20 protein-coding genes are annotated in these 26,269 nt (G+C 60.1%); 7 read left to right on the forward strand and 13 right to left on the reverse strand.

The genetic code is table 11. From position 1 onward, the window contains the following. The first annotated feature begins 61 nt into the window (after positions 1-61). From ACJO2E_RS00920 to ACJO2E_RS00935, 4 genes are all read left to right on the forward strand, one after another. Entirely contained in the window at positions 62-442 is a 381-nt protein-coding gene (locus tag ACJO2E_RS00920; protein ID WP_328188027.1) for a CidA/LrgA family protein, read from the forward strand. Continuing rightward, entirely contained in the window at positions 435-1,160 is a 726-nt protein-coding gene (locus ACJO2E_RS00925) for an LrgB family protein (protein WP_406960979.1), read from the forward strand. Before ACJO2E_RS00920 ends, ACJO2E_RS00925 begins: the two co-directional genes overlap by 8 nt. 291 nt (positions 1,161-1,451) lie before the next feature. Next, entirely contained in the window at positions 1,452-2,927 is a 1,476-nt protein-coding gene (locus tag ACJO2E_RS00930) for a diguanylate cyclase domain-containing protein (RefSeq protein ID WP_406960981.1), read from the forward strand. Between the two features lie 153 nt (positions 2,928-3,080). Beyond that, positions 3,081-5,696, forward strand: coding sequence for a sensor domain-containing protein (locus tag ACJO2E_RS00935; protein WP_406960983.1), 2,616 nt, complete (start codon positions 3,081-3,083; stop codon positions 5,694-5,696). Between the two features lie 38 nt (positions 5,697-5,734). On the opposite strand, the gene ACJO2E_RS00940 is transcribed toward ACJO2E_RS00935, so the two are convergent. The 5 genes from ACJO2E_RS00940 to tmpT all read right to left on the reverse strand — a co-directional run bounded on the left by ACJO2E_RS00940 (position 5,735) and on the right by tmpT (position 14,369). Beyond that, positions 5,735-7,294 (reverse strand): SpoVR family protein, encoded by a 1,560-nt coding sequence (locus ACJO2E_RS00940; protein WP_406960985.1) that lies wholly within the window; start codon positions 7,292-7,294, stop codon positions 5,735-5,737. After that, complete coding sequence (locus tag ACJO2E_RS00945) at positions 7,291-8,586, reverse strand: YeaH/YhbH family protein (RefSeq protein WP_406960987.1); 1,296 nt, start codon at positions 8,584-8,586, stop codon at positions 7,291-7,293. The genes ACJO2E_RS00940 and ACJO2E_RS00945 overlap by 4 nt, the downstream gene beginning before the upstream one ends. A gap of 29 nt (positions 8,587-8,615) precedes the next feature. Beyond that, positions 8,616-10,538: a PrkA family serine protein kinase gene (locus tag ACJO2E_RS00950; protein ID WP_406960989.1), complete on the reverse strand. Its 1,923-nt coding sequence runs from the start codon at positions 10,536-10,538 to the stop codon at positions 8,616-8,618. A gap of 639 nt (positions 10,539-11,177) precedes the next feature. Continuing rightward, complete coding sequence (locus ACJO2E_RS00955) at positions 11,178-13,535, reverse strand: DUF6351 family protein (RefSeq protein WP_406960991.1); 2,358 nt, start codon at positions 13,533-13,535, stop codon at positions 11,178-11,180. 174 nt (positions 13,536-13,709) lie between these two features. After that, positions 13,710-14,369: a thiopurine S-methyltransferase gene (gene tmpT, locus ACJO2E_RS00960; protein WP_406960993.1), complete on the reverse strand. Its 660-nt coding sequence runs from the start codon at positions 14,367-14,369 to the stop codon at positions 13,710-13,712. A gap of 60 nt (positions 14,370-14,429) precedes the next feature. Here tmpT and ACJO2E_RS00965 point away from each other — a divergent pair, with 60 nt between their 5' ends. The 3 genes from ACJO2E_RS00965 to ACJO2E_RS00975 all read left to right on the forward strand — a co-directional run bounded on the left by ACJO2E_RS00965 (position 14,430) and on the right by ACJO2E_RS00975 (position 17,405). Beyond that, the gene (locus ACJO2E_RS00965; protein WP_406960995.1) at positions 14,430-15,365 is read left to right on the forward strand and encodes a D-2-hydroxyacid dehydrogenase; all 936 of its coding nucleotides are present in this window, start codon (positions 14,430-14,432) and stop codon (positions 15,363-15,365) included. Positions 15,366-15,593: 228 nt separating this feature from the next. Further along, on the forward strand, positions 15,594-15,854 hold the full coding sequence (locus ACJO2E_RS00970) for a DUF4282 domain-containing protein (RefSeq protein ID WP_406960997.1): 261 nt from the start codon (positions 15,594-15,596) through the stop codon (positions 15,852-15,854). A 210-nt stretch (positions 15,855-16,064) separates the two neighbouring features. After that, complete coding sequence (locus ACJO2E_RS00975; RefSeq protein WP_406960999.1) at positions 16,065-17,405, forward strand: YihY/virulence factor BrkB family protein; 1,341 nt, start codon at positions 16,065-16,067, stop codon at positions 17,403-17,405. Here ACJO2E_RS00975 and ACJO2E_RS00980 read toward each other — a convergent pair. The 8 genes from ACJO2E_RS00980 to ahcY form a co-directional block, all read right to left on the reverse strand. Beyond that, the gene (locus tag ACJO2E_RS00980) at positions 17,370-18,428 is read right to left on the reverse strand and encodes an HDOD domain-containing protein (RefSeq protein WP_406961001.1); all 1,059 of its coding nucleotides are present in this window, start codon (positions 18,426-18,428) and stop codon (positions 17,370-17,372) included. The genes ACJO2E_RS00975 and ACJO2E_RS00980 overlap by 36 nt on opposite strands. Before the next feature lie 135 nt (positions 18,429-18,563). Continuing rightward, positions 18,564-19,310, reverse strand: a complete 747-nt coding sequence (locus tag ACJO2E_RS00985; protein WP_406961003.1) for a 16S rRNA (uracil(1498)-N(3))-methyltransferase — start codon at positions 19,308-19,310, stop codon at positions 18,564-18,566. A gap of 107 nt (positions 19,311-19,417) precedes the next feature. Beyond that, positions 19,418-20,767 carry an adenosylmethionine--8-amino-7-oxononanoate transaminase gene (locus tag ACJO2E_RS00990; protein WP_406961005.1) on the reverse strand — a complete coding sequence of 450 codons (1,350 nt, stop codon included), beginning with the start codon at positions 20,765-20,767 and terminating at the stop codon, positions 19,418-19,420. Positions 20,768-21,309: 542 nt separating this feature from the next. Continuing rightward, the gene (locus ACJO2E_RS00995; RefSeq protein WP_406961007.1) at positions 21,310-22,056 is read right to left on the reverse strand and encodes an amino acid ABC transporter ATP-binding protein; all 747 of its coding nucleotides are present in this window, start codon (positions 22,054-22,056) and stop codon (positions 21,310-21,312) included. Between the two features lie 12 nt (positions 22,057-22,068). Continuing rightward, positions 22,069-22,734 carry an amino acid ABC transporter permease gene (locus ACJO2E_RS01000; protein ID WP_406961009.1) on the reverse strand — a complete coding sequence of 222 codons (666 nt, stop codon included), beginning with the start codon at positions 22,732-22,734 and terminating at the stop codon, positions 22,069-22,071. Positions 22,735-22,814: 80 nt separating this feature from the next. Beyond that, positions 22,815-23,573: a transporter substrate-binding domain-containing protein gene (locus tag ACJO2E_RS01005; RefSeq protein ID WP_406961011.1), complete on the reverse strand. Its 759-nt coding sequence runs from the start codon at positions 23,571-23,573 to the stop codon at positions 22,815-22,817. A gap of 173 nt (positions 23,574-23,746) precedes the next feature. Next, entirely contained in the window at positions 23,747-24,616 is an 870-nt protein-coding gene (metF, locus tag ACJO2E_RS01010) for a methylenetetrahydrofolate reductase [NAD(P)H] (RefSeq protein ID WP_406961013.1), read from the reverse strand. A 12-nt stretch (positions 24,617-24,628) separates the two neighbouring features. Continuing rightward, the gene (gene ahcY, locus ACJO2E_RS01015; protein ID WP_406961015.1) at positions 24,629-26,023 is read right to left on the reverse strand and encodes an adenosylhomocysteinase; all 1,395 of its coding nucleotides are present in this window, start codon (positions 26,021-26,023) and stop codon (positions 24,629-24,631) included. Positions 26,024-26,269 lie beyond the last annotated feature (246 nt).

Here is a 26,269-nt window from a genome sequence, read left to right on the forward strand (position 1 = left end):
TAGGGACATCGGAAGCTGCATGATAAACGACAATGTTTCTCATTTATAATAGGGTCTGCCTATGATGTTTCTGAATGGAATTACCTGGCTCCTGGTGTTCCAGTTGGCGGGGGAGGTAGCTGTGCGCCTGCTGGACTGGCCAGTGCCGGGGCCGGTGCTGGGTATGCTGATGCTGTTTATCGTGTTGCTGGTGGCGCGTCAGGTACCGGCGTCGCTGGACACGGCTTCAACGGGGTTACTGGCACATCTGTCACTGCTGTTCGTGCCCGCCGGGGTGGGGATCATGGTTCATGCGGACCGGCTGCTAGCCGAATGGCTGCCGATCGTCGCGGTGCTGCTGGTGACTACCCTGCTGACCATGCTGTTTACCGCCGGGGTGATGTTGCTGGCAAGCCGATGGCTGGCGCCGGGCTATCAGCGGGAGGGCCAATCCCATGACTGAGCCCGATCTCACCGATATCTGGGTCTATCTGTCCGCCTCGCCGCTGCTGGGGCTGACCATGACCCTGGTGGCCTACCTGCTGGCGTTCCGGCTGTACCAGCGCAGTGGCGGCTCCCCCATGCTGAATCCCGTGCTGGTGGCGGTGGTGATAATCATCCTGGTGTTGCTGACCACGGGAATCCCGTACCGGGACTATTTCGACGGTGCCCAGTTCGTCCACTTCCTGCTGGGCCCGGCCACGGTGGCGCTGGCGGTACCGCTGTTCCAGCAACTGTCACGACTTCGTCAGCTCTGGCTGCCCGTGGCCATTGCCATCGTGTCGGGCGTGGTGTTCGCGGCGGGCAGTTCCATCGCCCTGGCCTGGCTATTGGGGGCCAGTACCGAGACCCAGCTTTCACTGGCGCCCAAGTCGGCCACGGCACCGGTGGCCATGGGTATTTCCGAGACTATTGGCGGCCTGCCGTCGCTGACAGCGGTACTGGTCGTGGTGACCGGTATTGTCGGGGCGGTGCTGGGCACCCGGCTGTTCCAGGTGTTCCGAATCCGGGATGACAGTGTCCGGGGTATCGCCATGGGGGTGGCCGCCCATGGCATTGGGACGGCCCGGGCGTTTCAGGTCAACAACACCATGGGAGCCTTTTCCGGCCTGGCCATGGCCCTGTCAGCATTCGCCACCGCCCTGATCGTGCCCTGGCTGGTGGACCTGATCGGTCTGTGACGATTCGGTGGAATGAGAGGCTGAGGTTCCATGGGCATGGCGCCGGTGGTCCAGGAGCCAGCCGTCTCCTGCGGGTTACCGGCGGGGAGTGGAAGGCCGGCAAACTGTAAAAGGCTGTGAAAACACGATCCCAGTATTCCGATTGCGCTACAAACGGTCTACTCTCGTAAGTCTGACGTATATCGCTACGCAATCAGGGTCCGTCCCGCGCCCGTCGGGGATCTGGCGATGCCGGGTCGATCAGGCTACTTTGACAGGCATAATAACAATATTGCTGGGGTGGAGTCGTACATGGCAGGGAACGGCTTTAAAGGAGAGCTGGAGAAAAACCTTGGGATCTTGCTCAATGCTTCGCCGGACTGCATTCTCGTCTGCGATGTCCGGACTCTGCAGTATGTGTATGTGAACCAGACCACCTGCGACATGACCGGCTACAGCCGTGAGGAATTGCTCGCCATGACGGCACCGGATCTCACCGGCCAGCCCCCTGAATACACTCGCGAGGTATACAGGAACGCGATGCAGGCGGGAGACCGGGGGTATACCGATGAACCCCGTCTACTGGTTAACAAGACCCGATCCCGTCGAGGCTGGTGGGAAGCCCATTTCCGGTACCGGGAAATTGATGGCCAGGAAGTTGTGGTCATCGTGTCCCGCGAGGTTACCCGCCGGATGCTGGCCGAACAGGCCGCCACCCGAATCAGGAAGATCTACGCCGCCCTGAGTGCCACCAATGAAGCCATCATGCGCCTGTCGTCCAGGGACGAGCTGTTCCAGGCCGTCTGCGACGCGGCTATCGACAGTGGCGGCATGACCACGGCGGCGCTGCTGATGCCGAAGCCAGGATCCGACCTGCTGGAAATGAAGGCGATGGCGGGCTATGGCCGTGAGGTCCTGGAGGATACCGTTATCTCCATCGACCCGGAAAAGCCGGAAGGACGCGGTCTCAACGGGAATGCCTTCCGAACCTGCGAGCCCTGCGTGTCCAACGATTACTTCAGGGATCGCCGAACAGACCCCTGGCATCGGCAGATGCGCAGCAGGACCCTGCTCAAGGCCGTGGCTTCGGTACCCATTGTGCTGGATGGTAAAGCCGTTGGCACCTTGCACCTGTGTTCCCGGGAACGCAATGCGTTCGATGAAGAGATCGTCGGTCTGCTCATGCGCATGGCGGACAATATCGCTTTTGCCCTGCGCACCATCGAGAATGAGCAGGAGCGCCGTGAGGCGGAGAAAAAGGCCCATTACCTGGCGACCCATTGTGGCCTGACCGGCCTGCCCAACCGGAACCTGCTGTCGGACCTGTTGGGACAGGCCATTGCCTCAGTAGACCGGACTGGTCATCACCCGGCCCTGATGTTCGTGGACCTGGACAACTTCAAGGACATCAACGACACCTGGGGGCATGACATGGGGGACCAGGTGCTTGAACAGGTGGCCGATCGCCTCCGTGGTGTGCTGAGGGAGCACGATGTGCTGGCCCGTCTCGGTGGTGATGAGTTTGTGGTCCTGGTGCAGAACATTGACCGGCGAGAGCACGCCGTAACGGTGGCGGAAAAGCTGCTGGCCGCCGTGAAGGAATCGATCCTGGTGGAAGGCCGGGCGCTGTCGGTCACCCTCAGCATCGGTATCAGTCTGTATCCGGATCATGGTAAAGACCAGAAAGCGCTGATGAAGGCTGCAGATATGGCCATGTACCAGGCCAAGGACAAGGGCAAGAACGCCTGGGCCATCTCCGGCGACAGGGGGCTGTCGAATTCCGGCTGAGGTAAGCAAGAGGCTCCCGGATGTTGTTAGGGGAAGTACCTCACTACGGCCCTGCGGTGCCTGTCACAGCGCCCCCCCGGCGGCGCTGTACAGGGGTTCCTGGGCGGACTAGGGTAGGTTGTATCGGGAATGTGTATAGCCGGGAGAATAAGTGTGGATCATAGGCATCAAAGCCCGGGCTGGAATGTCATGCAGGCGATGCTGGGGTTCGGGGTTGACTGGATCTGGGAGCAGGATGCTGAGGGACGCTTGATCCGGCTTGAGGGGCGTAACCTGGAAGGGGATGCCAAGGCGTCCGCTGACACCCTCCTCGGTCGCACCAGGCGGGAGTTGGGTTTTGAGCCGGTCACGGATACTCCAGGGGAAGGGCCGTTAACGCCGTTCCGGAACAGGGTATATTCCCGTGTACTGCCTGATGGCAGCGTATGCTATGTCGAACTGACCGGTACACTGGTGCCGGATGCCGGCGGCCATGGCCCGGGGCTCCGTGGCACCGGGCGGGATGTTACCGCCGAGGAGCAGCGTCGTGTCATGACGGAACGCTTCCAGGCCACCATGGATGCTTCTCCGGACCTGATCTTCATCTCGGACCCGCAGACCCACCGCTTCATTTACGTGAACGATACTGCCTGTGATCTGACCGGATATCAGCGGGAAGAGTTGATGAATTTCAAGGGCTACCACCTGACAGGTCGCACCCGTGAGGAAACCGATGAGTTGTTCCGGCGGGTGCAGTCCGCTGGTCCTGAAGGGGTGACTGCCGAGCCACATATGGCCGTCAGCAAGGACGGCAAGCGCCGCGGGTGGTGGGAGCCTCACCACCGGATGGTGCGAATCGATGGCCGGCCCTGGATCATTTCCGCCTCAAGGGAGGTGACCGACCGGGTGCTTGCGGAAAGGGCGGCCCGCCATGCCAAGCGCATGTACGCTGCCCTCAGTGCCACTAATGAAGTGATCATGCACGCCGAAACGCCGGAGACACTCTTTAGCGAGGTCTGTCGGGTGGCGGTTGAGCAGGGGGAACTGGCGGCCTCCCATATCCTTCTGTCCAATCAGGAAAACGGTAACCTGGACGTTGTGGCAATGGCCGGCACTGGTCAGGGCAGAACCCGTCGTGCGGTTATTTCCACCGACCCGAACCGGCCGGAAGGCTTGGGCATTGCCGGGACCGCGTTCCGTATGGGGCGTCCCGAGGTGACGGACGACTTCATGAATGATCCGCGTACCCGGCCCTGGCATCACCTGGCGGAAAAAACCCGGCTCAAGGCCGCTGCCGCAGTTCCCATCCTGAACGAGGGCCGGCCCCTGGGGGTGCTCTATCTCTGTGCCAGTGATCGCCGTGCCTTTGATGCCGAGACCATCGCACTGATGGAGCGGATGGCGGACAACGTCTCGCATGCCCTGCGTACCCTGGAGCACGAAGCGGACCGGAAACGGGCGGAAGAGCGGGTCAGGTACCTGGCGACCCACGACAGCCTCACTGGTTTGCCCAACCGTGCCATGTTTGAAGAGCTTCTGGAGCAGGCGGTGGTGACGGCGCGTCGTTACGGACAACGTCCGGCGGTACTGTTCATAGACCTGGACCGGTTCAAGCTGGTGAACGACAGCCTGGGGCATGCCGCCGGAGACCAGTTGCTGCAGGAGATGGCGCGACGGCTGAAGGTGGTACTGCGGGAATCGGACGTGCTGTCGCGCCTGGGGGGTGACGAGTTTGTGGTGTTGCTCCATAACGTGGCGGACCTTGAGGATGCCGCCACCGTGGCCCGCAAACTGCTGGACGCGGCCCTGGAGTCGGTGAACGTGCTGGGGCAGGACTGCCGGGTGACCGCCAGTATCGGCATCAGTGTCTTCCCGGACCATGGCGAGGACCAGCAGACGCTGATGAAAAATGCCGACACCGCCATGTACCTGTCCAAGGAGAAGGGCAAGAACACCTACGAGTTCTACGTGGACGGCATGCAATCGCTGTCCAACGAACGTCTGGTGCTGGAAGCGGCCTTGCGCAATGCCCTGGTCAACCACGAGTTCGTGCTGAACTATCAGGCCAAACTGGACCTGAAAAACAACCGCATTACCGGTGTGGAGGCCCTGCTGCGCTGGACCCACCCGGAGTTGGGCGAAGTGCCCCCGCAGCAGTTCATCCCCCTTTGCGAGGAAAACGGTGCCATCCTCCCCATTGGCCGTTGGGTGCTGGAAACCGCCTGCCGGCAGAACATGGAATGGCAGCGGGAGGGGCTGTCACCGGTCAAGATGGCGGTGAACATCTCGGCCCGGCAGTTTTCAGATCCGGAACTGCTGGACCACATCCGCGACGCCCTGCACAAAACGGGCATGGAGCCGTCACTGCTTGAACTGGAGCTGACGGAAAGCATGGTGATGCTGGACCCGGATCACACCATCCAGACCCTGACGCAGCTTCGGGAGATTGGCGTACGCACCGCGCTGGACGACTTCGGCGTGGGGTATTCCTCCCTGGCGCAGATCAGGGGCTTCCCTATCGATACCCTTAAGGTGGACCGGTCCTTCATCCGCAACCTGCCGGAAAGCGACCACGACCGGGCCATTACCGAGGCCATCATCAACATGGCTCGGACCCTGAGCCTGACGGTGATCGCCGAGGGAGTGGAAACCGAAGCCCAGGAGACCTTCCTGCGGGGCATTGCCTGTGATGAGTCCCAGGGCTTCTACTTCAGCCGGCCAACGTCGGCGGATGCCTTCTCGGAGTTGTTGCGGAACCACGGGGTGGCGATTCCCGAGCGTGAGGGGTAAACGGCCCTGGCCAGAAGCCCGGGGCCGTTCAGAGGTGGCTATTCGTCATCCAGCTCCTGGGGCGGGCAATGGTATTCGGCCACTACCGTGCCCTCGTCGACGCTTTCCAGGTGCACATCGAACCCCCACAGGCGGTGGACATGCTTGAGCACCTCGCGGGCGTCATCCCCCAGGGGTACCCGGTCCACGGGAACGTGGCGCAGGGTCAGTGAACGGTCTCCCCGCACATCCACATTCCACACCTGGATATTGGGCTCCCGGTAGCTGAGGTTGTACTGGCGCGCCAGTTTTTCCCGCAGGGGCCGGTAGCCCGGGTCGTCGTGAATGGCGGTCACCCGGTACACATCCTCCTGGTCGTCGTTCTCGATGGAGAAGAACTTCATGTCCCGCATCACCTTGGGAGACAGGAACTGCTGGATGAAGCTCTCGTCCTTGAAGTTGCGCATGGCGAAGTGCACCGTCTCCAGCCAGTCGCTACCGGCGATATCCGGGAACCACTCCCGGTCTTCATCGGTGGGGTTCTCGCACATGCGGCGCAGGTCCGAATAGATATTGAAGCCGAGGGTGTAGGGGTTGATACCGGAATACCAGGGGCTGTTGAACGGCGGCTGGTAGGTCACCGCCGTGTGGCTCTGCAGGAATTCCAGCATGAAGCCGTCGGTAACGTGCCCTTTCTCGTACATCCGGTGGAGCAGCGTGTAGTGCCAGAACGAGGCCCAGCCCTCATTCATTACCTGGGTCTGGCGTTGGGGATAGAAGTACTGCCCCAGCTTACGCACGATGCGGATGATCTCCCGCTGCCAGGTTTCCAGCAGCGGCGCATTCTTCTCGATAAAGTACAGGATGTTTTCCTGGGGCTCGGAGGGATAGCGCTGACGGCGCCGTTCCCGCTCATCGTCGTCTTCCCCCATCTTGGGGATGGTGCGCCAGAGGTCGTTGAGCTGCCTCTGGAGATATTCCTCCCGCTCCTTCTGCTGGCGACGCTCCTCGGCGGCGGAGATGGGCGGTGGACGCTTGTAACGGTCAACCCCGTGGTTCATCAGGGCATGGCAGGAGTCGAGGGTTTCCTCCACGGCTTCCACACCGTAACGTTCCTCGCATTCGGCAACATAATTGCGCGCAAACACCAGGTAGTCGATGATGGCGCTGGCATCCGTCCAGGTGCGGAACAGGTAATTGCCCTTGAAGAAGGAGTTGTGGCCATAGCAGGCGTGGGCGATCACCAGGGCCTGCATGGGCAGGGTATTCTCCTCCATGAGGTAGGCAATGCAGGGGTCGGAGTTGATCACGATCTCGTAGGCCAGTCCCATCTGACCCCGCTGGTAGCCCTTGGATGTGCTGAGGAACTGCTTGCCGAAGGACCAGTGGTGGTAGCCAACCGGCATGCCCACGGAACTGTAGGCGTCCATCATCTGTTCGGCGCTGATCACCTCAATCTGGTTGGGGTAGGTGTCCAGGCCGAATTCCTCGGCGCATTTGGCGATCTCGTCATCGTATTTCTGGATGAGGTCAAAGGTCCACTCGGAGCCCCTGGAGATCGGGTCCGGGCGGACCTGTTCACGATTGGGCAGTTTGGGGTGCTCGATCGTATCCGTCATGCCGCTTTCCTCTCGAACAACTGGCGGAACACCGGGTAAATCTCGCCGGGGTCCGCGATCTGCTGCATGGCAAAACTCTGCGGGAAACGCTCCATGATCTTCTCGTACTCGTACCATAGCATCTGGTGATCCTGGGGCGTGATCTCCACATAGGAGTAGTACTGCACCAGTGGAATGATTCGCTCGGCCAGGATCTTGCCGCAGATGGGGGAGTCATCGTTCCAGTTATCGCCGTCTGACGCCTGGGCGGCGTAGATGTTCCACTCGTCCGGTGAATAGCGGGACTCGATGATCTTATGCATCAGCTTGAGGGCGCTGGAGACAATGGTGCCCCCGGTCTCCCGGCTGTAGAAGAACTCTTCCTCGTCCACCTCCTTGGCGCTGGTGTGGTGGCGGATGAAGACCACGTCGATCTTCTTGTAGTTCTTCTTCAGGAACAGGTACAGCAGGATGAAGAAGCGCTTGGCGATATCCTTGTGGGTCTGGGTCATGGAACCGGACACATCCATCAGGCAGAACATCACCGCACTGGTGGCCGGCTTGGGTTTCTTGACGTGCTGACGGTAGCGCAGATCGATTTCATCAATAAACGGAATGCGCCTGACGTTGGCCTTGAGCCGGGCAATTTCCGATTCCAACGCTTCTATCTGGTCGGCGTGGCTGAACGCCGGGTCCAGGTCGTTGGGAGCTTCCCTGAGGGCTGCAAGCTGTGCCTCCAGTTCACGGATCTTTTTGCGGCGGGCGCCGCTCAGGCCCAGTCGCCGGGCATGGGCGCCCCGCAGGGAACGCACCACATCCAGCTTGGCGGGCACGCCCTGAGAGGTGAAGCCAGAGCGCTGGAGGGTGAACGCCTCGGTGTCCTTGAGCTTCTTGCGGGCCAGGTTGGGCAGCTCCAGGTCGTCGAAAAGGAAGTCCAGGAACTCGTCCTGGGTGATCTGGAAGGCGAACTCGTCCATGCCCTCGCCGTCGGGGCTGGCCTGGCCGGACCCGGATCCACCACCGCCACCCCCTTCCGGCTTGGGGATCTCGTCACCGGCCACGAACTCCTGGTTGCCCGGGTGGACCACCTCACGCTTGCCACCCTGGCCGTGGTGGAAGATGGGTTCATGGATGTCCCGGGAGGGGATGCTGACACTTTCTCCCCGCTCGATATCGGTAATGGAGCGCCTTTGCACCGCATCCGCCACTGCTTTCTTGATGTGCTGGCGATAGCGGCGCAGGAACCGTTCCCGGTTCACCGCGCTCTTGTTCTTGCCGTTGAGACGGCGGTCAACAATGTGGGTCATACCCATAGTGCCACTCCCATCAGGTCAGAAAAGGGTTAATGCGACTTTCTGACTCTGAGGTACCACTCCGCCAACAGCCGGACCTGCTTCTCGGTATAGCCACGGTCCACCATCCGTTCCACAAACTGCTTGTGTTTCTTCTGGTCTTCCTGGCTGGCCTTCGGGTTGAAGGAAATCACCGGCAGCAGGTCTTCGGTGTTGGAGAACATCTTCTTCTCAATCACGCTACGCAGCTTCTCGTAGCTGAGCCAGGAGGGGTTTTCCCCCTGGTTGTTGGCCCGGGCGCGCAGCACGAAGTTGACCACCTCGTTGCGGAAGTCCTTCGGGTTGCTGATGCCTGCGGGTTTCTCGATCTTCTCCAGTTCGTCGTTGATGGCCGGCCGGTCGAGGATTTCGCCGGTCTCCGGGTCGCGGAACTCCTGATCCTGGATCCACAGGTCGGCATAGGTTACGTAGCGGTCGAACAGGTTCTGGCCGTACTCGCTGTAGCTTTCCAGGTAGGCGGTCTGGATTTCCTTGCCGATGAATTCCACGTAGTGGGGTGCCAGGAACTCCTTGATAAAGCGCAGGTAGCGTTCCTGCACCTCGGCCTGGAACTGCTCCTGCTCGATCTGCTTCTCCAGCACGTACAGCAGGTGCACCGGGTTGGCGGCCACCTCGGTGGTGTCGAAGTTGAACACCTTGGACAGAATCTTGAAGGCGAAGCGGGTGGACAGGCCGTCCATACCCTCGTTGACGCCGGCGGAGTCCCGGTATTCCTGGATCGACTTGGCCTTGGGGTCGGTGTCCTTGATGTTCTGGCCGTCGTAGACCCGCATCTTGGAGTAGATGCTGGAGTTTTCCGGCTCCTTGATGCGGGAGAGAATGGAGAACTGCGCCAGCATATCCAGTGTGTCCGGCGCGCAGGGCGCCCCGGCCAGGGAGCTGTCCCGCAGCAGCTTGCGGTAGATGTCGATTTCCTCGGTGACCCGCACACAATAGGGCACCTTGACGATATAGACCCGGTCCAGGAAGGCCTCGTTGTGCTTGTTGTTGCGGAAGGTCTGCCATTCCGACTCGTTGGAGTGAGCCAGGATGATGCCGTCGAAGGGCACCGACCCCATACCTTCGGTGGTGTTGTAGTTGCCTTCCTGGGTGGCGGTCAGCAGCGGATGCAGCACCTTGATCGGGGCCTTGAACATTTCCACGAACTCCAGCAGCCCCTGGTTGGCCTTGCACAGGCCGCCGGAGAAGCTGTAGGCGTCCGGGTCATCCTGGGAGAAGTCCTCCAGCATGCGGATGTTCACCTTGCCCACCAGGGCGGAGATGTCCTGGTTGTTGTCGTCGCCGGGTTCGGTCTTGGCCACGCCGATCTGGTCCAGCACTGACGGGTATTTCTTCACCACCCGGAACTGGCTGATATCGCCGCCATACTCGTGCAGGCGCTTGACCGCCCAGGGGGACATGATGGATTTCAGGTAGCGGGTGGGGATGCCGTATTCCTCTTCCAGGATATGGCCATCCTCATCCGGGTCGAACAGGCCCAGGGGGGATTCGTTCACCGGCGAGCCCTTGATGGCATAGAAGGGCACCTTCTGCATCAGACTCTTGAGTTTTTCCGCCAGGGAGGACTTGCCGCCGCCCACGGGGCCCAGCAGGTAAAGGATCTGTTTCTTCTCTTCCAGGCCCTGGGCGGCGTGACGGAAGAAGGACACGATATTTTCCACGGCTTCTTCCATACCGTAGAACTCTGAAAACTCGGGATATCGCTTGATCACCTTGTTGGAAAAGATACGCGAAAGGCGCGAGTCCCTGGATGTGTCAACGAATTCGGGCTCGCCAATGGCAAGCAACATGCGCTCGGCGGCGGTGGCATAGGCCGCGTGATCGTTCTTGCAGATCTCCAGATATTCCTCCAGGGAGTATTCCTCTTCCTGGGTTTGGTCATACCGGTCTTTGAAGTGCTGCAATATGCTCATGGGTAACCCTCGCTTGCTAATGAATCAGCTCGACTACACGCAATATTCCCCGTTGTTGGTCGCCGCGGGTGGGCGTTTCTGTTTATGGTTGAATGGAAAGGACAAGGCTATCACCGGTAATGGACCGGAGAGCTGTTTCCGGTCGTCCGGTACGGCCCCCACCAGCAGGGGCTCTGATTTCAGCTTAGTCCAACGCTGCAACCTTGGACAGTGGAAGTGGGTACCGGTTCGGCAAATTTAAGATGTTTTTTGCAACGGTTTTGTAACCCGTTTCGCGTTTTGTGACGGGACTTGAGACAGATTTTCAGGTGTTTGGCGTTTTTTGATGGAGAGCAATTTCCTTTCTATCGTAATGATAATTGTTTTCAATTGCGTTAAGTGGCTGCTATCTTGAGTGGCGTGTTGGATCTCGATGGAGACAGGCTATGAATCATTCAGCAATACAGTTGGCAGGGTCGCCGGAGCGTATATTCCGGGCGTGGCAGGTATTGCGTCAGTCCCAGGCAGGGAGCTGCACGATACGGAAACGGGAGCGCAAGGCCGGCAAATGAGATCCGGGGCCCATAGGCCCCGGATCTCCCAGCGTCAGTGGCCCGAACGCGCCCGGGTGACCGGGGCATCAGGGCTGGCTGTCAGGCTTCAGCCGCCTGGACGCCCCTGATCCGTGGCACTGTAGTGACAGACACCTTCGGCGAAGATCTCTTTCAAGCGGTCGATCTCGGCGCTGGTGAAGGAGACGTTGCCATAGGTACCGTCATTCAGGGCCGTGTCCACCGGTTTCAGGGCGCACTTGAAGAGGCTGCCCTCAATGGGGCCGCCGGCCTCCATTCGTGAGGTGGTGTAGGTCTGGAACTGTTGGGTACAGATTCCCTCCGGCGCATCATCCAGCACGCCACTCCAGACATCCTCCCCGGCATCGATAGGTGAACCGTCCGTGTTGAAACAGGCATCAACGGCTTCCGGCGGTCGGTTGTCGGCAATGCTGCGATTAGGGTGCTGCTGGATGTTGGTAATCCAGTCGTGCAATACCTCCAGGGCCATCCAGGTCTGGTTGTATTCCTCCCGTGGCTCCGGCTCGGTCGGATCCGACAGGTCCGTGGGCCGGGTATCGGTAAACCAGATCACCTGGTTGCCGGCGTCACCCATGCGGTTGATGATGCGCTGACGGGCGGAGAAGGACTGGTGGCTGTTGTGCATGTCCAGCACTTCCTCCAGGTAGTGCCGCCAGTCGATCACCGGCATATTCAGTTCGCCATCGAATACCAGGCCGGATGTGTAGGCGGCGTTGATGGCCTCGATATCGGCTTCGGTACGGGGAGCAGGCGTGACCCCATCGGGGCTGAGCATCATGTTGCGGCGGCTCCAGGGATCGAAGTTGGCCGGCGAGAAGTCACCCAGAAACGGGAAGCCTTCCTGGACCATGTCGTTGGGGTGTTTCCAGCCGCCAATCTGGGCGTTCAGTTTCAGGAACTCATCGGTGGTGATGTTGCCTTCCACCAGCGCGTTGAGCCCGTACTGCACCCCAACGTTGTCATACACGGTGCGGGGATTGCCGTTCTCGTCGAGCCCATAGATGTTGCGGGCGTCGTCGTAGTGGGTCCACTGCACCTCATCCATCACGCCGGGAGGCTGCATCAGTGCCTGGTTACGGGCCTGGCCATAGTGGGGGTTGAGTACCAGGGCGGTCAGGCCGCGCCAGGCGGGAATGCATTCGGTCATGCCGGGGGCGGTACCGTAGCCCAGGGCGCGCTTGGCATCGGCGAACGGATCAGGGTAGTTGTCGGTGGCATTCAGGCCCACCAGCCAGCTTCGGTTGCTGGTAATCCACCACTTGGGATTATCGCCGTCGGTCACGTCCATGTAGTGCTCCAGCAACTCGCAGTCACCGATATGGATCACCTGGGTGATCATGTCCGGGTAGGAGTACTGTGGCACGCCGCCATCCAGCAGGTCGGGATGATTCTGGGAATAGACATACTGCTGGATGCCGCCACCGGAGCCGCCAATGGCCACGGTGTAGTCCGGCACGCCGAAGCGCTTGATAAAGTGTTCCTTGACCATCAGCGCGGTCTCGCCACCCACCTGCAGGTTATAGTGGGTGCTGGTTCGGGTGCCGGTGGAATAGATGACGGCGTAGCCCTTCTTCAGCACTTCCGGTTCCAGCGCCCGCCCGCTGATGCGGCCCTGGCTGTGTCCAACGGCAACGCCACCTTCGAAGTGGAACAGCAGTCGCCCGTTCCAGTGGTCAGTGGAGGCCTCCCAGGGCGCATCATCCGCCTCCGCCAGGGTGGCGAAGCTGTAGATGAACCGGTTGATGGTGCCCCGTTCCTGACGGACGATAAAGTCCACGGTACGACCGTTGGTCAGGGTGGTGCGGGCCATGTCATCGGGGCGGACACCGTCTTCGGGAAGCGGTGCCCAGCGCCCGTCCGTGGTGCGGTAGATAAAGGTGACGTAGGGCTCGATGGAACAGTCACGGCTGAGGCCGATCTGGCTGCCGCTGCTGTCCAGAACCGGGAAGCCGGTATTACCGTCGGTATCCACCAGGGGCTGTTTGCCGAGCTCCGTGGTAACGGTGCACACGAAGGGATACTGCTGTGGCCCCGAAAAGACAGGACCGGTGATGGGGTGTGCCGTCATCGTGACGGAAGCCAGCGGACCCTGTCGGCGGTGGTGCAGTTCAAGCCGGTTCTCGCCCTGTTGCAGGCCGGTCACCAGAATCTCATGGCGGTCTTGACCCGCCCGGATTTCAGGCTCGATGGGCCGTCCGTTGAGCCAGAATTCCAGGTGCCGGAGCCGGGAGGCGACCGCCGGCTTTGACTTGATGGGGCGGTCCTTGAACAGCACCTGCACCAGTACGTCATCGCCGGTGACCTGGTCCGGGGCACTGGACAGTACCTTGAGGTCATAATGGGGGTTGGCCGCATGGCCGGTGATCGCCAGCCCAGACATGGCCAGCAGAAGGATCAGGCAGTGAATGCATCGTCTCATTGGCATGGTGAAGTTCCCTCTATGTTAATTTTTGTTACAGGGGGGGTACTTCACCAGCATGGTAAAACATGTACAAAAAACAAACGCACAGTATCGGGGGAGGCGCGACTTCAGCGCACCAAGCCCACTACCATTTCTCTAAATGTTTGAAAGAATATCGAAAATTATCGCCAGGAGCGTTTAGTTTTTTTTGAGATAAAAAACGCTTTCGGTAGCGCCGTTTTGCAGTCCCTTACGCTTGGCGAAGGGATTGTCCCGCCCCATATCCTGGCTCAGGATATGGCGGATCTTATAGTCCTCCCCATAGAGGTCATACACTTCCTGATCGCTGACATTGAATGGCGGGCCCTGCATTTCACTACTGTCGTAGTCCAGAGTGATCAACAGGATCCGGGTACCGTCCGGGATCACCGTGGTCAGGTGTTCCACATAGTTCCGGCGCATCTCCGGCGGCATGGCAATCAGAGCGGCCCGGTCATAGACCATCCGCACATGTTTCAGGTCGTCCGGCACCAGTTGGAAGAAATCCCCGCACCAGAGTTCCAGGTCATCATGCCGGAAGGTGGTGAAGGGCTCGCCCGGGTGGACCTTTGCTTTTTCTTCCGCCTCCTCGAAAAAATCCTTGCAGGCCACTTTGCTCAGCTCCACGCCGATGATGGGATGGCCACGGTCGTGGAGCCACCACATGTCATGGGCCTTGCCACACAGGGGGACGAGAACGGTGTCAGTGCGGTCGCCCGAAAATTCAGGCCAGTGGTCGTGGAGGTACTTGTTTACGGTCCCCTCATGAAAGCCGATCTCGCCCTTTTCCCAGCGGGTGTGCCAGAATTCATGCTCCATGATACGTTCCCTATTAGCCGTGGAAGTCGTTTCTCAGAGCATAAGACAGGAGTCAGAACAGTGAAAGCCGTATTCCTTGATGCCAGCACCCTGGGCGACGATGTCACCCTGGCACCGATTGAAGAGGTGACCGGGCCGCTGACCTGTCACGACCGTACCCGTCCTGATCAGGTGATTGAGCGCCTGCAGGGCTTCGACACCGTGCTGGTCAACAAGGTACTGCTGGGCCGGGAGCATTTCGAAGCCTGCCCGGAACTGAAAACCATTGCCGTGGTGGCCACCGGCCTCAACAACATTGACCTGAAGGCGGCAGAAGAACACGGCATCCGGGTGCTTAATGTGACCGGCTATGGTCGTTCCACCGTGGCCCAACACACCATGGCGCTGATCCTGGCCCTGGCCACCCGACTACTGGACTATGACCGGGATGTGCGGGGAGGCCGCTGGGGGCGGAGCGCCATGTTCTGCCTGATGGAACACCCCATCATGGAACTGGAAGGCAAGACCCTGGGAATCATCGGCTATGGCGACCTGGGGCAGGGCGTGGCCGAGAGGGCGAAAGCCTTCGGTATGAACATCGTCCTCGGCTGCCGTCCCGGCCAGGAAACGGGAGAGGTGGACGGCTATTCGCGCATTCCCCTGGACGAGCTGCTTCCTCAAGTGGATGTGCTCTCACTGCACTGCCTGCTTACGGACGATACCCGCAACCTGATCGGCGTCGGGGAACTGGAACAGATGAAGGACACGGCCCTGATTATCAACACCTCCCGCGGCGGCCTGGTGGACGAACAGGCTCTCGCTGACGCCCTTCGCGCCGGCACTGTTGGCGGCGCCGGCTTTGATGTGCTCACCGAAGAACCACCCCGCAACGGCAATCCGCTGCTGGCGGAGGATATTCCCAACCTGATTGTGACCCCGCACTCTGCCTGGGCCAGTCGCGAGGCCCGGCAGCGGATTGTGGAGATTACGGCGGGGAACCTGGCCACCCGGATATGATGCCTCAATGCCTGTTTACTGATGAGAGCCTTATTGATGAACGGATAATAATCAGGCAGTGATGACATCTTATCGCCATTAATTCAGGTACTTGGTCAATGCAAAATGATGCAATAACTTTCCATCTATCCTACCTTTGTGGCATTCTTCGCTCTTAAAATTAACTCCGGTTAATGGAGCGGTCGTGTCATTCCCGATGACGGCCAGTACATCAATGAGGAAAGAAGAATGCTCAAGTCGTTTCTGAATTTCGATTCCATGGTTACTCCGAAGATCATTACCGTCATTTACTGGCTGTCGATCATCGCGGTGGTGATTTCTGGTTTTGTCAGCATGTTCTCCGGTTACCAGGGGTTTACCTTCGGGAGTTTCCTGATGGGACTGGGGATCATCGTCGGGGGTATTCTGATGACACGGGTCTATTGCGAACTGTTCATTGTCATCTTCAAGATTAACGAGAACCTGGGCAAAGTCGCCAACCGGGAATAATTCCCAGGGCGGGGGCTTAAGGAGCCTCTGAATAACTCCTTGCCTGTTCAGAGGCTCCTTAGATCCCCGCCTGCATTTCTCCCCACCCGTTTTTTCAGCCATACTCTCCCTGAACTGCTTCAATATCGGTAACCTGCCATAAGGAATCGGGAATGTCCCGACGTGGTCGGGCCCGTTCGCGGTATTCAAGGCAGCAACCAAGGATTGTGTGTGGCGTCATTCCAGTTCAAAGAGCGTTTCCGCCAGGCTGAACAGTGGATCCTGGCCAACCCCAACCCGCCTCAGCATTGGCCCTGGACCTGGCTGTACAAGGCCGGTCGCACTGCCTACGCGGTGACTCGCGATGTGATCAGCGGCCAGCTCACCCTTCATGCCATGAGCCTGGTGTACACCACCCTGCTCAGTATCGTGCCGTTGCTCGCCCTGAGTTTCTCCGTGCTGAAGGCCATGGGGGTACACCATCGCATCGAGCCGTTCCTGTACCAGTTCTTCCAGCCCCTGGGGCCCCAGGGGGCGGAGGTGGCCGATCAGATCCTGACCTTTGTGGACAACATGAAGGTGGGGGTGCTGGGGTCCGTAGGGTTGGCGTTACTGGTATACACGGTGATTGCCCTGGTCCAGAAGATCGAGCGGTCCTTCAACGTGATCTGGCGGGTGCCGGAAATGCGCTCGCTGGCCCAGCGCTTCTCCAACTACCTGAGCGTGATCATGATCGGGCCCTTACTGATGGTGTCTGCCATTGGTATTTCGGCGACCATTTTCTCCTCGACCTTCGTGCAGCGACTGATCGAGATCGAACCCTTTGGCTCAGCAGTGTTGATGTTCAGCCGGTTGATGCCGTTCTTCCTGGTGGTGGGGGCGTTCACCTTTGTCTATGTCTTTATTCCCAATACCCGCGTCAAGCTGCGCTTCGCCTTGATTGGCGGGGTGATCGCCGGTGTCTCCTGGCAGGCGGGCGGGATGATCTTTGCCTCGTTTGTTGCCGGCTCCACCCGGTACGCGGCGGTGTACTCCAGTTTCGCCATTGGCATCATCCTGCTGATCTGGACCTACATCAACTGGATGATCCTGTTGCTGGGCTCCAGCATTGCCTTTTATCTGCAGAACCCCGGCAATGTGTCCAGGAGCCGTGAAGTGGACCCCTCTCCAGAACTTCAGGAGCAGGTGGCCCTGGTGTTGATGTGGAACGTCTGCAAACCCTTTGCCGAGGGCAGGCCGGCGCCCCAGCAGGAGACTCTGGAGCGGGAGATGCGGGTTCCCGGGGAGATAACCCGGCGCATATCCGACAAGCTGATTCGCCAGGGCCTGCTGTCCCTGGCCGGATCGTCCGGTGATCATCTGGTGCCCGGGCGGGCGCTGGAGTTGATCCGGATCGGGGATGTGCTGGATGTGGTGCGGGCCGATGAGGAAAGGGTGGTCAGCCGTCTGCCCCGGGTCCTGCCGCCGGAACTGGTGCCCAGGGTCTCTGCCGACCAGACCCGGACTTTCGCTGAATTACTGGTCTCCGATCAGGCCTCAGCGGCTGGAGAGCCCCTCACTGAGAAGGCGTGACAGTATCTGGCGGATCTTGTCCAACTGCTCCTCGTTGATGGACAGCAGGGGTTGCAACTCGTCAATCCCCAGGTTTCGCTGGTGCGCGTCCCGCAACACTTCCCGGGTACCCAGGATGATGCCGTCGTTCAGCGGTGAGTGCTCCTGGTCGGGTGTCGGGCGTTCCGCGGTCAGCAGCAGGGCGTGATACCTGGAGGGCAGGCCCCAGGCGTGGGCAATTTTCTGCGCGGTTGCCCATTCAAAGCGCCGCATGGCCTCGTGGAGGATATGCGGGGAGGGGCGCTGGTCGGGAAAACGGTGTTCGACAATGCTTTGCACCTCCCGTCTCAGGGTCAGGTAGGACAGCGCCGGCAGCAGGCCAACCATGAAGTAGCTGGTGCTCTCCTGCCGGTTGTTCAGGGCAATGAGCTCGGCGGCCCGGGCGCAGGTGAGGCCCCATCGCCAGACCCGCTGGGAAAAGGTGGATTCTGCGGAATTGCGCGCGGCCAGCATGGGACGCATCACCGATGCGGAGGCAACATTGCGGATGCCGTCAAGGCCCAGCAGGAATACCGCCTGGTCAACGTCTTCCACGTGGTGGTCGCTCACCTTGAAGAAAGGGCTGTTGGCAACCTGGAGTACCTGGTTGGTCAGGGAGGCATCACTCAGGATAATGTCGGTCACTTCCTTGCGGGACGTGGAATCGCTGGCCAGGGTTCGCATCAGGGTGGGCAGCGTCAGCGGCTGACGGGGCAGTTCTCTCAGGGCGTCGTCCCGCAGGCGGGCGTCGAGTTCCTGCAGGACCTTGCTGGTCAGCGGCGACGGTTGTTCGATCTGTCGGGGGGTGCTGTCCAGCAACCAGCAGAACAGGTGGTCGTCCAGCCTTGCCCGTGGTGGACGACAATCCGGGGTATCCGCCCCCCCTGGATTGAGCAGACCGCTCCCGGTGGGGTGAGGGCTGCCCGCCGACATCGTGGAGTGGGCACCATGGCCGGAGTGGCTGGGGAACAGCCTGTGTCTAATCCAGGAAACAATACCTGGCATCCGGTGCTTCTCCTTGAATCCGTCAGGGTGTCGTGGCCGGGCCGTTCACCCCTTATGCTGTCGCAGTATAGTACAGTCCGGCTTTTGGGGTCGTTGGCGGGCTTCACCGATGTACCGTCCAGCCGGGACTACAGGCTATTGCCCAGGCGCCCTGAAATCACCCCATAGCCACTGGCACAGGGTCAGGGCCGCCACCGGTGCGGTTTCGGTTCGCAGCACCCGGGGGCCGAGGGCTGCGGGAGAAAAGCCGCTTTGCCGTGCTGCGCTGATTTCCGCTTCTGAGAGGCCTCCTTCCGGCCCTACCAGCAGCGCTACGCCGTTCCGGGGCGGGGCCATGTCGGCCAGCGGCTGTTCGGTGCGGTGGTGCAGGACCAGGCGCAGGTCGCAGGTTTCGCTTTGCCGGAACCAGTCCGGTAACGTGCATAAGGGGGTGATGGTGGGTACCGTCGCCCGTCCACATTGCTCGGCAGCGCTGATGGCGACCTGTTGCCAGTGGCGGATACGCTTGTCTTCCCGGTCGCCCTTCAGGCGCACGTCGCACCGCTCGCTGGTGAGAGGGACGATGGTATCCACCCCCAGTTCCGTGCTCTTCTGCACCGCGTAGTCCATACGATCGCCCTTGGAGATAACCTGCCCCAGCAGGATCTTCAGGCGCGGTTCGCAGGTGCTTTCCTCCTTCGCCAGGATTCGTGCGCTGACCCGCTTCTTGCCCACGTCGTCCAGCTCGGCCGGGTAGTTGGCCCCATCGCCGTTGAACAGCACCAGGGGCTGGTCCGGCTGCATGCGCAGCACTTTGCCGACGTGGTGGGCGGCACTGTCATCAAGGAAAACCGTCTGGCCTTCCTCTAACGGGGCATCAGTGAAGATTCGCGGATTGCGCACAGGCGTTTCCTGTCGGGAAGATCGTCATCGGGAGCGACAGGTTACCGAAACAGGCCACCTTCTGGCCAGTCTGGACGCAGCGGTGCGACTTTCTTCCGCGCAGACCCCTAGTCACGTACCGCGATATCGATGCCTTCGGTGGCCACCTGGGCCAGGTGACGGATCTGATCCTCGGTGATGGTGTACGGCGGCATGAAATAGACCACATTGCCCAAAGGCCGCAGCAAGGCCTCTCGGGTCAGTGAGTGCTTGTAGACCCGGATGCCACGGCGTTCCTGCCAGGGGAAGGGCTCTTTCGTCTTCCGGTCCCGGACCATTTCGATGGCCATGGTCATGCCATGCTGGCGGATATCGCCGACGTTGGGGTGATCCGCCAGGTGGGCCACGGAATCCGCCATGCATGTCGACAGGGCCCGGTTGGCGTTGATGACGTCGTCATCCCGGAAGATGTCCAGGGTTGCCAGGGCCACGGCGCAGCCGATGGGGTTGCCGGTATAACTGTGGCTGTGCAGGAAGGCCCGCAGGGTTTCGTAATCGTCGTAAAAGGCGTTGTAGACGTTATCGGTGGTCAACACCACGGACAGCGGCAGGTAGCCGGCGGTGAGCCCCTTGGACAGGCACATGAAGTCGGGGGTGATGCCGGACTGCTCGCAGGCGAACATGGTACCGGTACGCCCGAAACCCACGGCAATCTCGTCGGCGATCAGGTGCACGCCGTAGCGGTCACAGGCTTCCCGCAGCCTGGTGTGGTAAATGGGGTGGTGCATGCGCATGCCGCCGGCGCACTGGATCAGTGGCTCCACCACCACCGCACAGATCTCGTCGTGCTTCTCGGCCAGCAGTTGTTCCATGGCCTCGAACTGGCGCAGGGCGTATTCCTCGTCGGTCTCGCCCGGTTCCTTGTTGAAGGCGTCCGGTGACGGCGCGGTGAGCACTTCCATCAGCAGGGGCTGGTAGGTGTCCTTGTACAGGGCCACGTCGCCCAGGGCCAGGGCGCCCAGGGTTTCCCCATGGTAGCTGTTGGACAGGTTGACGAAGTTCTTCTTGCCCGGCTTGCCGTGGTTCTTCCAGTAGTGGTAGCTCATCTTGAGGGCGGCCTCGATGGCCGAGGAGCCGTTGTCGGCATAGAAGCACTTGTTGAGGCCTTCCGGCGTGACCTCGATCAGCCTTTCGGACAGCTCCACCACGGGTTCGTGGCTGAAACCGGCGAGGATGACGTGCTCGAGCTTTTCGATCTGGTCGCGGATGGCGCCGTTGATGCGCGGGTTGGCGTGACCGAACAGGTTGACCCACCAGGAGCTGACAGCGTCGATATAACGGTTGCCTTCGAAGTCTTCCAGCCAGACCCCTTCGCCTTTGCTGATGGGGATCAGTGGCAGGGATTCGTGGTCCTTCATCTGAGTGCAGGGGTGCCAGACGGATTTCAGGTCACGGGCGACCAGGTCGGCGTTGCGCATGGTTGGCTCCGGTTCTGTTTGCTTGTTGGTGGGTTTGTCTCTGTTAACCAAGTTGGATGATACAGTTAACGGCGGCTTGTAGGAAGGTGGCAGGTGTGAATGTTGACTGGTTGCTTGGCGGGCTGGACGTGTGGTGTAGGGGAGGCTTTCTTCACCGCAATTCACGGTCCATCCATGGACCGACCTTGCTCCGCGCCATCTCTGGCGCTGTTACGAAATCCTCCCCTACACCACACGTCCGACGGACCTCTCGGAGGACTCATCGAAGACCAAAGAGCTGCCATGACGAGGTTGTGTTGCTTTGTTTGGTTAATCGGCGATGGCGAGTGGGAAAGAACTGATGAAACGCCGGGATGAGCATACGGAAGGAGGTAACTCACCTGTCAGAGCGGACCGGGGGTGGATGGGGTGATTTCGCAGCAGTGCCATGGATGGCGCGGAGCAAGGCGGGTGCCAGGGACGGCCCCTGAATTGCGGCGGAGAAAGCACCCCATCCACCCCCGGTCCAGCCCCCAAACCTTGAGGGCAAACCGCCAAAAAGGTCAGTGTTTGAGCACCCTGGAAAGGAAAGACTGAGTTCTCTCATTCTGAGGATTATCAAACACATCCTGGGGCTTGCCTTCCTCCACAATCTGGCCCTGGTGGATGTAGATCACCCGGTCGGCCACTTCGCGGGCGAAGCCCATCTCGTGGGTAACCACCATCATGGTCATACCTTCCTTCGCCAGTTCCCGCATCACATCCAGCACCTCGCCGATCATCTCCGGGTCCAGGGCCGACGTGGGCTCGTCGAACAGCATCAGCCGCGGTTCCATGGCCAGGGCCCGGGCAATGGCTACCCGTTGTTGCTGGCCACCGGACAGGTGACTGGGGTACTTGTTGGCCTGGTCGGCAATACCCACTCGCTGGAGCAGACGCTCGGCGGTGCCGTTAGCCACCACCTGGGCCTCGTTCTTCACCTTCATCGGCGCCAGCATGATGTTCTTCTTCACCGTCAGGTGAGGGAACAGGTTGAACTGCTGGAACACCATGCCCACTTCCTTGCGGATCTCATGGAGGGACTTCTGGTTGCCACCCTTGGGCTCCAGAGGGTGTCCGTCCACTTCCAGCTTGCCGGACTCATACTCCTCCAGTCCGTTCACACAGCGAATCAGCGTGGATTTGCCGGAACCACTGGCGCCAATAATCACCACCACTTCGCCGGTCCTGACGGTCAGGTTGATATCTTTCAGGACATGGAGCTTGCCGAAGTACTTGTTCATGTCCTGGATTTTTACGATCTCGGTCATTGCATCCGCTCCTTAAACCGACGTCAGACCGCGCCGCTCAACAAAGCGCAGGATCATTGAGAGAGACAGGGTGATCATCAGGTAGAGAATGGCGACCACGAAGTACACCTCGAAGGCTGTAAACGTATTGGCAATGTAGATCTGGCCCTGACGGACCAGTTCACCGACACCGATGACCGAGAACAGCGACGTGTCCTTGATGGAAACGATGGCCTGGTTACCAAGGGGCGGAATCATGCGGCGGAAAGCCTGCGGCCAGACGATGGACCGGAAGGTCTGGGTGCGGGACAGGCCCAGTGAAAGCCCGGCTTCGGTCTGCCCCTTGTCGATGGACTGCACACCCCCGCGGACCACTTCCGAAATATAGGCCCCGGAATTCAGTGCGATAGCCGCGATGCCTGCCACCAACGGGTTGATGGGGGAGCCGACAAGATCAGGCAGACCGTAGAAGATGAATAGCACCTGGACCAGGATGGGAGTGCCCCGGAAGACTTCTATATAGGCTGTGGCTGGCCATCGGAACACCAGGTGTTTGTTGATGCTCAGCAGCCCGAAAATGATGCCCAGGACAAAGCCGATGAGCAGGCCGCCGAACGAAATCAACAGGGTGTAGGGAATCCCCTCAACGAGATAGGGGATCGAATCGATGGCTGCCTGCCAGTCAAACTCGAACGCCACGTGGTTGTTCTCCGTTCAGTTCAATGGAAGTAGCCGGGCCCCGTAAGGCCCGGCTTGACAGTCGCTACTGGCAGGACAGGTTACATATCGTCCGGCATGGGGCCGAACCACTTCTCGTAGATCTCTTTGTAGGTACCATCTTCTTTCATGCTGGCGAGGGCTTCATTGACTTCATCAACCCATTCACTGCCATCGACCAGCGCAATGCCGTATTGCTGGCCTTCGTACAGCGGACCAACGGTTTTGACTTCACCCTTGCCCTTGGTCTTCGCGAAATAGCCAACGTTGGGCGCGTCGTAGAAGACGGCATCAACAGAGCGGGACATCAGGGCCATGTACATATCGGAACTGCCCGGGTACGGAGTGACACCGTCGTCATCCTCAAGCTCCTGCACCAGGTAGTCGTAGCTGGTGCTGCCGATCTTGGTGCCGACCTTCTTGCCTTCGAGGCCGTCGAGCGTCTCGACGTCGTCATTCCCTTCACGGACCAGAATACGAAGACCGGAGTCGTAATAGGGGTCGGAGAAGTCGACGATCTCTTCGCGCTCTTCAGTGATCGTGATGCCCGCAATAGCGATATCCACATTGCCGGTCTGCAGTGCCGGAATAATGCCGTTGAAGTCCATGGTCTGCAGGTCATACTCAAACCCGGCACGTTTGGCCACTTCCGCGATGATTTCCATGTCGAAACCGATCATCTCACCGGTTTCCTGATCCATCATTTCGAAGGGCACGAAGCTCGGATCTGTTACCACCTTCAGGGTCTCCGCAGAGGCCACATTGGCAGTGAAGGACAGCGCAGCAGCCACGCCAAGGGGTTTCAGCCATTTGGTGTTCATGGGATCTCCTTTCAGATTAGGAACATACGCCTACGAGCATAGACCAGTTACAGATGTTTTGCAGGTGGCGGTTGGTCGAAGGAGAAACAGGTCGTTGTGCGCTTTGGTGACAGGGGGGGCAGGTAGGTGCTATTGCCCCCGGCGGTTTAACCGGACCGGGGGCAGAGAGGTGATCAGAACGAAATCTTGTCCCGGTTGGCCAGGCCAAGGTTGTTCCAGATCTTCAGGCTGGCGTCCGCCTGGTTCAGGGTGTAGAAGTGCAGTCCCGGGGCGCCGGCGGCCAGCAGTTGTTCGCACATATCGGTGACCACATCCTCGCCGAACCGCTTGATGCTCTCCGAATCATCGCCGTAGGCTTCCAGCTGTTTGCGGATCCAGCGGGGGATCTCCGCGCCGCACATATCCGAGAAGCGCACCAGACTGGAGAAGTTGACGATGGGCATGATGCCCGGCACCACCGGAATGGTGACGCCCATCTTTTCCAGCCGGTCGATGAAGTAGAAGTAGCTGTCCGCATTGAAGAAGTACTGCGTGATGGCACTGTTGGCACCGGCCTTCACTTTGCGGGCGAAGTTCTGCAGGTCTTCCTCGGCATTGCGGGCCTGGGGGTGGAATTCCGGGTAGGCGGCCACTTCCAGGTTGAAGGTGTCGCCGCTGTACTCCCGGATGAACTCCACCAGCTCGTTGGCGTAGCGTAGTTCGCCCGCCGCACCCATGCCCGAGGGCATATCGCCCCGCAGGGCGACGATGCGGTTGACGCCGCTTTCCTTGTAGATATCCAGCAGCTCGGCAATTTTTTCACGGGTACCGCCCACGCAGGACAGGTGGGGGGCCGTGGAAATACCCTGGTTGTGCAGGTTCAGCACGGTTTCAATGGTGCGGTCCCGGGTTGAGCCACCGGCACCGAAGGTGACCGAGAAGAAATCCGGGTCCACCTCGGCGAGCCGGTTGCGTACCGTCTGCAGCTTTTCCTTGCCCTGGTCGGTCTTGGGCGGGAAAAATTCAAAGCTGAAGCGGCGCTTGAACTGTTGTTGTGATTCCATCTTGCTGTCCGATCAGTATTTGTAGCTTTCCGGCTTGTACGGGCCTTCGACCGGTACACCGATGTATTTGGCCTGCTCCGGGGTCATTCTGGTGATCACGCCACCAAAGCCTTCCACCATGGCCCGGGCCACTTCCTCATCCAGCTTCTTCGGCAGCACCTTGACGTAGACGCCGTTGGCTTTCTCGGCCGTGGGCAGCTCGGCAAAGCGACGCTCGTAGAGGTACATCTGGGCCAGCACCTGGTTGGCGAAGGAGCCGTCCATGATCCGTGACGGGTGGCCGGTGGCGTTGCCCAGGTTCACCAGGCGGCCTTCCGACAGCAGGATCAGGTGGTCGTTGGCCGCCTTGTCGCGGTAGACCACGTGGACCTGGGGTTTGACCTCGTCCCACTCCCAGTGCTTGCGCATGTAGGCGGTATCGATTTCGTTGTCGAAGTGGCCGATGTTGCAGACCACGGCGCCGCTCTTGAGGGCCTTAAGCATGTTGGCATCACACACGTTCATGTTACCGGTGGTGGTGACCAGAAGGTCGGTGTTGCCCAGCAGGGCCTTGTCGATGCTGTCTTCGCTGCCAGTATTCTCGCCGTTGAGGTACGGGGATACGACTTCGAAGCCATCCATGCAGGCCTGCATGGCGCAGATGGGGTCGGCCTCGGTCACCTTGACGATCATGCCTTCCTGGCGCAGGGAGGCGGCGGAGCCCTTGCCCACGTCGCCGTAACCGATCACCAGGGCTTTCTTGCCAGCCATCAGGTGGTCGGTGGCGCGCTTGATGGCGTCGTTCAGGCTGTGGCGGCAACCATACTTGTTGTCGTTCTTGGACTTGGTGACGGCGTCGTTGACGTTGATGGCCGGCACCTTCAGGGTTTTCTCCCGCAGCATTTCCTGCAGGCGGTGCACGCCGGTGGTGGTTTCCTCGGTGACGCCGTGGCACTTGGCCAGGATGTCCGGGTACTTGTCGTGGAGCAGGGCGGTGAGGTCGCCGCCGTCGTCCAGGATCAGGTTGGGTTCCCAGCCTTCCACATCGGCGCCGACGGTGCGTTCCAGGCACCACTCGTATTCTTCCTCGGTTTCACCCTTCCAGGCGAAGACCGGCACGCCGCTTTCGGCGATGGCTGCGGCGGCCTGGTCCTGGGTGGAGAAGATGTTGCAGGAGGACCAGCGCACGTTGGCGCCCAGTTCCACCAGGGTTTCGATGAGCACCGCCGTCTGGATGGTCATGTGGATACAGCCCATGATGTTGGCGCCCTTGAGGGGCTGCTCGGCCTTGTACTTGTGGCGCAGGGCCATCAGAGCCGGCATTTCGCCTTCGGCGATGTTGATTTCCTTGCGGCCCCATCCGGCCAGGGAGATATCGCGGACTTTGTAGTCGCTGGTGGTGTTCAGTTTTTCTGCCGGAGTGCTCATGGTGTTCTCCTGTTCAGTGTTCTGTCTGGCTACGACTTCGTGATTTAGTGCCGTTGCCTTTCGAATTTGGGGGTGGCGGCCCGGGGAGCCTTTTTTCAAGAACATCGTTTAAACTCGCTTCGCTCAGACAGACGATGCTCTTGAAAAAAGACTCCCCGAGCCACCTCCGGATTGTGGGTGTGTCAGCGGGCCCGCATCCGCTTTCCTGGCTGCCCCCCTCTCCCCTGAAGGGAGAGGGGGGGTAAA

It is taken from the genome of Marinobacter shunpengi, assembly GCF_045449695.1.
In the GTDB taxonomy this organism is placed as follows: Bacteria; Pseudomonadota; Gammaproteobacteria; order Pseudomonadales; family Oleiphilaceae; genus Marinobacter.